Genomic DNA, 8250 nt, shown 5'->3' on the forward strand with positions numbered 1-8250 from the left:
TTATTATCCTGGTTGCTGAATGTTCTGTCAAGGTAAAAAAAATTGCGGTACGCTACACTGAATAATATGAAGCAGGCGATTATCGTTATCGATATCGGTATGACAAATAAAAAAATCGCGGTTTACGATGAACACCTCGTACAGCGGGAATCCGTATATAAAGAATTCTCTCCGATTATGATAAAAGGTCCCTCCGGCGATATACCGACGCACGATATCGACGGTATGAAAAAATGGTTTATTGAAAACATTCGTCGTTTTGCAAAAGAATATCCCGTACGGGCGATATCGGTGACGGCACACGGGGCAACATTTGTCTGTGTCGATGAACGCGGATCCGTATGCGCACCGTGTATCTTTTACACCTACGAACCGGGAGAAGATTTTCATCGTGAATTTTATGAAAAATGCGGCAGTCCCGAATCGCTGCAGGCAACAACATATACGCCGCAATTTCCGGCTTTACTGAATTATGCAAAAGGCATTTTATTTTTACAAAAATATTTTGCCGATCGATTTGCACGGACGACGGTAATTCTCGGCTTTCCGCAATATTGGTCGTTTTGGCTTACCGGTAAAAAAGCGTATGAACCGACATATCTCGCATGCCATTCGTATTTATGGAATCAAAACGAACATACATGGTCGACTGTTGTAGACAACTTGGGAATACGAAACCGTATGCCCGAAACATATATACCGACATGCAACTCTCTCGGATGTATTTCCGCACAAACGGCAAAAGAGCTCGGACTCGACGAATCGGTAATCGTAACGGCCGGTATTCACGATTCAAATGCATCGCTTTTGCCGTATATCGCGCGCGGCAGCGATAAAGACTTTATTCTCAACTCGACGGGAACGTGGTGCGTCTGCATGCATCCCGACGTTTCGGAAAACGCAAAATCTTTTTACAATCCCGATGACATCGGTAAAACGGTATTCTTTAATCGAAGCGCGCTCGATACGCCTGTAAAAACCGCAATATTTGTCGGAGGGATGGAAGTCGACACGTATGTACGGCTTTATCAAAAAATAAATAAAACGGATGCATTCCCCGTTTCCGATATGCAAACGGTACAGAAAATACTTTCCGAAAAACGCGTATTCCTTGTACCGGGAGTGCTTCCGGAATCGGGCGTCTTTCCTCTTTCCGCCGCCGGCATTTACGAAGACGGTATATTCTACCCGCTCAACGAGATGCTGTCGGGAAAATCCGTTCCGAAAGTTTTTTTCAACGAAAAACTCTTTTTTGCGCTGCTCGATATTTCCATAGCGATCCAGACGGAAACGAGTGTCGGCTGCGTCGGTTTTTCCGATACAACCTCTTTATATACGGAAGGCGGCTTTCGAAAAAACAGACTCTACAATGAGTTGCTTTCTTCCATCTTTCCGTCGAACAGCGTCGCGTTGACGACTATGAAAGAAGCTACCGCAACAGGCTGCGCTATGAGCGCTCTTATGGCGCTTACCGGCAAGAGCTGTACGGAACTCGGCGATTTTATTAAAATAGAGCACGTGCCTATTAAAAAAACCGAAATAAACGACTATGAAGCATACAAAGCCGCATGGCTTACGGCGGCGCAAATCAAGAGGTAACACGTATGAGTATAATGGAAGCTGAATTTATTAAATCGTTTATCCGCGTCTGCAGTGACGGCTGGGAATTGGGATGGCACGAACGGAACGGAGGCAATCTTTCTTATCGCATAAAGAGCGAGGAAATCGATGAAGTAAAAGCGCTTTTCAATACCGGCGGTGCATGGTTCCCGATCGGATGCGAAGTCGGCACACTCGCAGGTGAATATTTTCTCGTAACCGGAAGCGGAAAATTTATGCGTAATATACCGCTTGATCCGGAAGCGAATATCTGTATCATCGAAATAGACGATACCGGAAAGAATTTCCGCATCGTATGGGGACTCCGTAACGGAGGAAAGCCGACGAGCGAACTGCCGACCCATTTGATGAATCACGAAGTGAAAAAAAAGTTAAGCGGAGGAGCATACCGCGTCATCTATCACGCACACTGTACAAACGTTATTGCACTTACGTTCGTGCTGCCGCTGAAAGATGAAATTTTCACCCGTGAACTGTGGGAGAGCGCTACGGAATGTCCCGTCGTATTCCCGTCGGGAATCGGCGTAGTGCCGTGGATGGTACCCGGCGGTCGTGATATAGCCGTCGAAACGAGCAAGCTCATGGAAACTTACGACGCCGCTATTTGGGCGCACCACGGTATTTTTTGCGCAGGAGAAACGTTCGACACGACGTTCGGTCTTATGCATACGATAGAAAAAGCCGCAGAAATTTCGGTAAAAGTATATTCCATATCGCAGCATAAATCGCAGACAATCGAACCCGAAGGTTTTCGTCAGCTTGCAAAAGAATTCGGCGTAACATTGCCGGAAAAATTTTTATATAAAAAATAATGTTGAAAACCGTTTTCCGCCGTGCTAAAATGGGGCTATGCAGGAATTCAACGACGACACCATCTATATCCTCGATTCGTACGGACTCATCTACCGTTGTTATTTTGCGTTTATTTCGCGGCCGCTGACAAACAGCCGCGGGGAAAACATTTCCGCACTTTTCGGTTTTTTCAGAAATCTGCACGCGGTGTTTACGCACTATAAACCGCGTTACATCGCCGCGGCTTTCGATTCGCGCACGCCGACGTTCCGCCACGAAATGTACGATGGATACAAAGCCACCCGCGCAAAAACGCCCGACGATCTGCACGCGCAGATCCCGTGGATCGAAGACATTCTCGCATCTCTCGGTGTTCCGATCCTGCAGTGCGATGGCTACGAAGCCGATGACATCATCGCAACTGTTGCGGCAAAGGCGGCGGCAAGCGGGCGTACATGCCGCATCCTTTCGGGCGACAAAGATTTGATGCAGCTCGTAAACGATACGACGCAGATTTTAAAACCCGACACCGCCCTCATTTGGAAAGCGATCGATTCGAGCGGCGTTAAAGCCGAATGGGGCATCCTTCCCGAACGGATGCTCGACCTGCTTTCGCTCATCGGAGACGCATCGGACAACGTGCCGGGCGTAAAAGGCGTCGGACCGAAAACCGCGTGCAAATACATCGACGCGTACGGAAATCTCGACAACATTTTCGCACATGCGGACGAAATAAAGGGAGCCGCGGGTGAAAAGCTGCGGGCGGGAAAAGACGACGCATATTTTTCACAAAAATTAATAAAATTATGTTACGACGTGCCGTGCGTAAAAAACCTCGAAGATGCGATTCCTCCCGTTTCATTTGATTTCAATGCCGCCGCGGAAAAGCTTTCATTTTACGAAGCGCCTACCGTCGCAAAATCCTATGCCGCTCTCGCAGCGGAAAACGGAAGCACAGGCATCGAAACGTACGGCACGGAGATAAATTCGGCGCAGAAAAACAAGGCAAGCGCGGAAGATAAAGAAAACGGAAGGACAAAATACGAATCTTCCGAACAGGTATCCGATACGGAAGACGTTCCGATGCTCAAGCCGCTTACGAAAAACAAAGGCGAATACCGCGCCGTAACCGACATCGAAGAACTCAAAAAAATCGTCGACGGCATTATCGCATCGAAAGAAAAATGCGCCGCCTTCGACTGCGAAACCGACAGTCTCGACACGATGAGCGCTTCTCTCGTCGGCTTTTCCCTGTGCACGATACCCTGCAAAGCGGTCTACGTTCCGCTTGTACTCACCGACGCGCTTTTTTCAGGTCCGCTCATTTCAAAGCAGGATGCGCTTGCGCAAATCGCACGGCTTTTTACCGACAAAGACATCACCGTCGTCATGCACAACGGCAAATTCGATTACGAAGTGCTTCGCACGAACGGCATCGCGCTGAAAGGCGGAGACTACCCCTCACCTTCGTGCAAAATCGCCGACACGATGATCGCCGCGTGGCTGCTCGATCCGGATAAAACGGGAGGGGCTTCATATGCGCTCGAATATCTTGCGGAGAGAAAACTCTCGCTTTCGGGAATCGAATACGACGATATCGTACCCAAAGGAGGAAGCTTTGCCGATGTGCCGCTCGATAAAGCCGCCGACTACGGTGCCGAAGATGCCGATTTTACGCTGCAGCTTTGGCATCTTTTTCGCGAACGGCTTGAAAAAAATAAATTATTAAATTTATTTACCGACGTCGAAATGAAGCTGCTTCCTATCCTCGCGGAAATGGAACTGCGCGGCATCCACGTAAACACAAAAGCGCTCGACAAATACGACGCCGAACTCACCGGTGAAATCGAAACGGTGCAAAAAGAAATATACGAAATCGTCGGACACGAATTCAATATCGCTTCTCCGAAACAGCTGCAGGAAATTTTATTCGAAGAATTGAAATTGCCGCACGGCAAAAAGACGAAAACCGGTTATTCGACGGACACGACGGTGCTCGAAGAACTTTCGGCTTATCATCCGGTGCCGCAAAAAATTCTCACATACCGCGAAAAGACAAAGCTGCAGTCGACTTACGTCGAAGCGCTGCCGAAACTCTGCGATAAAAACAAACGCTTGCACACGAACTATATGCAGACGGGAACGGCGACCGGACGGCTTTCATCGCGCGATCCGAACTTGCAGAACATTCCGGTGCGGAACGAAGACGGCAGGAGAATCCGATCAGCCTTTACAGCTTTGCCGAATACGCATCTCATTTCTGCCGATTATTCACAGATCGAACTCGTCATCCTCGCACACCTGTCGGGCGACAAAAACATGTGCAAAGCGTTCAGCGAGGGCGTGGACATCCACCGCGCAACGGCATCCCTTTTATTTTCGACGCCTCCGGAAAAAGTTACGGCGGACGAAAGGAGAGTCGCAAAGACGATCAATTTCGGCATCATCTACGGCATGAGCGCGTTCCGCCTCGCGCGCGATTTGGGTATTTCACGAACGCAGGCGGCTTCGTTTATCGAAAATTATTTTACGCAGTATTCGTCGATCAGACGTTTTATCGATTCGACGATTTCGTTTGCCGAAGCGCACGGATACGTCGAAACGATTTTCGGACGGAAGCGGAAAATTATCAATATTAATTCGAAAAACAAAACGGAAAAGGCTGCAGCCGAACGCATCGCGGTAAATACGCCCGTACAGGGAAGCGCGGCGGACATCGTAAAACAGGCGATGCTCGACGTGGACTGGTCGCTCCGAAAAGAAAAAAACGGCGCCCGCCTTTTGCTCCAAGTGCACGACGAACTCATCTTCGAATGCCCGTCGGAAAAATCCGTCCTCGATGCGACGATCGACATGATACGCAATAAAATGGAAGGCGCGGTAAAACTTTCGGTTCCGCTCCGCGTTTCGATCGAAGCGGGCAAAAACTGGGGAACCTTTCATTGATCATCTGCATTACGGGCCCCATGGCGGCGGGAAAAAATGCGGCGGCGAAGCTGCTTGAAACGCGCGGCTGGCTCTGCATCGACGCGGACACTCTCGTCCACGAGGCGATAGAGAGCGAATCCGATAAAATCATCCGTACCTTTTCGCAGGACGCACAAAAACGCGGTATCGATATCGTGAGGCAGGACGGAAGCATCGACAGGCGCTCGCTCGGAAAGCTCGTCTTTTCCGATGCGTCGCTGCTTGCAAAACAGGAAGCGATCGTCTATCCCGCAATCGAAAAATGCGCGATGCAAAAAATCGATTCGCATGAGGCGAAAAACATCGCGCTCAACGCGGCCGTGCTTTATAAAACGCCGACTCTCATGCGCTTGTGCCGCGCGATCCTCTACGTTGAAGCGCCCCTTTTGGTGCGTCTTTTACGTGCAAAAAAACGCGACGGAGATGCCGTACGCGCGATCTGCAAACGATTTCGTGCCCAGCGCGGCTTGTATCGAAGTTACGAACAAACCGGCATACCCATCGTCAAGCTGCGCAATGCTTCATCTCTTTCCGCCCTCGAACGAAATACGGAAAAAGCGCTTCGGCATATCGAAGGTTTAAACGAGACGCTGAAATAGCGCGTCTCGTTTAATATCGAGTTTTCATTCGAAAACTCGCGGATATACGTGTGCGCTTCCGCACACGGCTGCGGCATTTTCGAAAATTGACATTTTCTGCAATGCCGCATTTTAAGGAAAGTTTAAACGAAACGCTGAAATAGCGCGTCTCGTTTAATATCGAGTTTTCATTCGAAAACTCGCGGATATATATGTGCGCAAGCGCGCACTAATTCAACAGTCTCCAAAATTGATATTTTGTTCGACTGTTGAATTTTAAGGAACGGTTTTAATACATGAACAAAGTTTTCGCCGCAAGCATAATCGCATTCGGCTGATGCTTCCAAAGCTCGTCATTCTGCCTATAAATAAATCGCTTAATTATATTTTTCTCGTGCCGATATTTACAGTAGAGTAGTATACCTCTACAAACTGCAGTTTTTAGAGGTTCCCGATACTCACAGGGGAAAATCATGGAACAAAAAGGTACTTTATGGATCATCGCCGCAGTCGGCATATTTTTACTCGCCGTCCTCCTGCCGGCAATCATCCTCTTTAAACCCGATACGCACAAAGTACAGATGACGGCACCGATCGCCAAACCTTCGTCGGGCGGTTGGGTCGCGACAGGAACATCTTCTCCTGCCGGCAGCGCTTCCGAAAACGGAACAGCTAAAGGCGATGTACCTGCAGATAAAATCGATTCCGAAAATTCGGCAAAACCGGAAGCCGGGGAAACGCAAAGTACGGAACGAAACGCGATGCAGGTGGGAGATATGACCGTATTCGCGCAAAATGCGACCGTGTACGGTTTCGAAGCTCCGCGAAATACGCAGAGTGCTCCGGACGGTTCCACGCTGATCGATTTGAATGCGCTCCGATCGGGCGACACTTCTCCGACCGATACCGTTACGCCGAAAAATGAAACGAGTGCCAAATCGATGGAGACGGCACGCCAAACAGCCCGCGCATCGCAGGCGGGACAAGAGCAATATTCAGCAGCGGAATCCCGAAGCGCCGCGGTAAAAACTCCGGCGAAAAAACCGTCATCCGAACCGAAAACGGCTCCATCGAAAAGCGTTGCGACAAAAACGGCACAGAAAAATACTGCGGCAAAACCGAAAGCGCCTGCGGGAAAAACGCAGTATTGGATACAGGCGGCTTCGTTTGCAAGTAAAAACGGCGCCGATGCGGCGCGGAGCGTCCTCGACGAAAACAAAATTCCCGCCGATGTCTTTACGTACAAAGACGGCAAAGGAAAAGTGTTTTACCGCGTGCGGATCGGTCCTTATGTGACGAAGAGCGAAGCCGAATACTGGCGGACGCGGGTCGCGCAGATAAACGATTTCAAATCGGGAGAAAGCTATATCACGCAAACTTCTTCAGCGACGGATTAAAAAGTACAGCTGAAAAATTGCAATTTGTATGCCTACGGTGTAAATAACCCGGTACACTATATAGACTCGGATGGAGAAACTCCAGCGGTAGCACTTCCTGTAGCCGCTTATTGGATAGGTGCTTTATGGTTGCAGCTACAGGAGCTTATTTGGCAACACCTGCAGGGCGGCAAGGCATTCAAGCCTTAGCTGATGCAATATCTTATGGAGCACAGTCGGCCAATCACGCTGTTTCAAATGCGATAACAGCAGTAAAGACTGCTGTAAAAGAAAAACAGGAAACAAAACTTTATATGACATATACAATGACTGATGCTGATGGGCTTGTATATTCAGGGCGTACTAGTGGATATGGTACTCCCTCTGAAGTTTTGGAAAACCGACAGAATAATCATCATACGGCAAAGCAGGGGTTTGGGAATATACAAATTGATAAAATTGCGTATGGCGAACAAGGTAAACTTGCAATAAGAGGTCGTGAGCAACAACTTATTGATAAAAATGGAAGAGCTCAATCAGATACAATTAATGGTCATAAAGGGACATCTGGTAATGCAATTAGAGGTGTAAGCAAATTTAATCCGCGAGTTCCAATATATCATGAGGCTGCAAATAAAGCATTTGGCAATATTGCCCCTTATACAGGATTTGGAGCAGTTCAGGAGTAAAAATGGCAAAAAGAAAAAAAATCGGTGATGTATACAGATTTGATTTTGATAAAAAATTCCATTGTTATTGTCAGATATTAGAAGCAAGTGATGTAGTTTTTTTCAATTTTTATTCTGATTCTGAAAATGATAATATAGATGAAGTAATCGAAAAGGACGAATTATTTAGGATTTGGCTTGACCGTGATTGCTTGAAAAGTGATAAATGGCAATTTATTTGTCATAAAG

The 8250-nt window shown here is 48.0% G+C and carries 7 protein-coding genes; all 7 read left to right on the plus strand.

Going from position 1 to position 8250, the window contains the following annotated elements; all coding sequences use genetic code 11:
* The first annotated feature begins 66 nt into the window (after positions 1-66).
* Positions 67-1599 carry an FGGY family carbohydrate kinase gene (locus JSQ97_RS08510; protein ID WP_205075654.1) on the plus strand — a complete coding sequence of 511 codons (1533 nt, stop codon included), beginning with the start codon at positions 67-69 and terminating at the stop codon, positions 1597-1599.
* 5 nt (positions 1600-1604) lie between these two features.
* Positions 1605-2432: a rhamnulose-1-phosphate aldolase gene (gene rhaD, locus JSQ97_RS08515; RefSeq protein ID WP_205075655.1), complete on the plus strand. Its 828-nt coding sequence runs from the start codon at positions 1605-1607 to the stop codon at positions 2430-2432.
* A gap of 37 nt (positions 2433-2469) precedes the next feature.
* Positions 2470-5358: a DNA polymerase I gene (gene polA / locus JSQ97_RS08520; protein WP_205075656.1), complete on the plus strand. Its 2889-nt coding sequence runs from the start codon at positions 2470-2472 to the stop codon at positions 5356-5358.
* Positions 5355-5978, plus strand: coding sequence for a dephospho-CoA kinase (coaE, locus tag JSQ97_RS08525; protein ID WP_205075657.1), 624 nt, complete (start codon positions 5355-5357; stop codon positions 5976-5978). The genes polA and coaE overlap by 4 nt, the downstream gene beginning before the upstream one ends.
* A gap of 452 nt (positions 5979-6430) precedes the next feature.
* On the plus strand, positions 6431-7354 hold the full coding sequence (locus JSQ97_RS08530) for an SPOR domain-containing protein (protein WP_205075658.1): 924 nt from the start codon (positions 6431-6433) through the stop codon (positions 7352-7354).
* Between the two features lie 149 nt (positions 7355-7503).
* Positions 7504-8022, plus strand: coding sequence for a hypothetical protein (locus JSQ97_RS08535; protein WP_205075659.1), 519 nt, complete (start codon positions 7504-7506; stop codon positions 8020-8022).
* Between the two features lie 2 nt (positions 8023-8024).
* Positions 8025-8250, plus strand: a 226-nt coding sequence (locus JSQ97_RS08540) for an Imm26 family immunity protein (RefSeq protein WP_205075660.1), incomplete at its 3' end; no start/stop codon positions are given.

This window comes from Treponema sp. Marseille-Q4523 (assembly GCF_016901105.1).
GTDB lineage: Bacteria > Spirochaetota > Spirochaetia > Treponematales > Treponemataceae > Treponema_D.

Excerpts from the sequence above, each read along its gene's own strand:
- JSQ97_RS08510 (WP_205075654.1), top strand. The coding sequence starts at position 67 with ATGAAGCAGGCGATTATCGTTATCGATATCGGTATGACAAATAAAAAA.
- rhaD (WP_205075655.1), top strand. The coding sequence starts at position 1,605 with ATGAGTATAATGGAAGCTGAATTTATTAAATCGTTTATCCGCGTCTGC.
- polA (WP_205075656.1), top strand. The coding sequence starts at position 2,470 with ATGCAGGAATTCAACGACGACACCATCTATATCCTCGATTCGTACGGA.
- JSQ97_RS08530 (WP_205075658.1), top strand. The coding sequence starts at position 6,431 with ATGGAACAAAAAGGTACTTTATGGATCATCGCCGCAGTCGGCATATTT.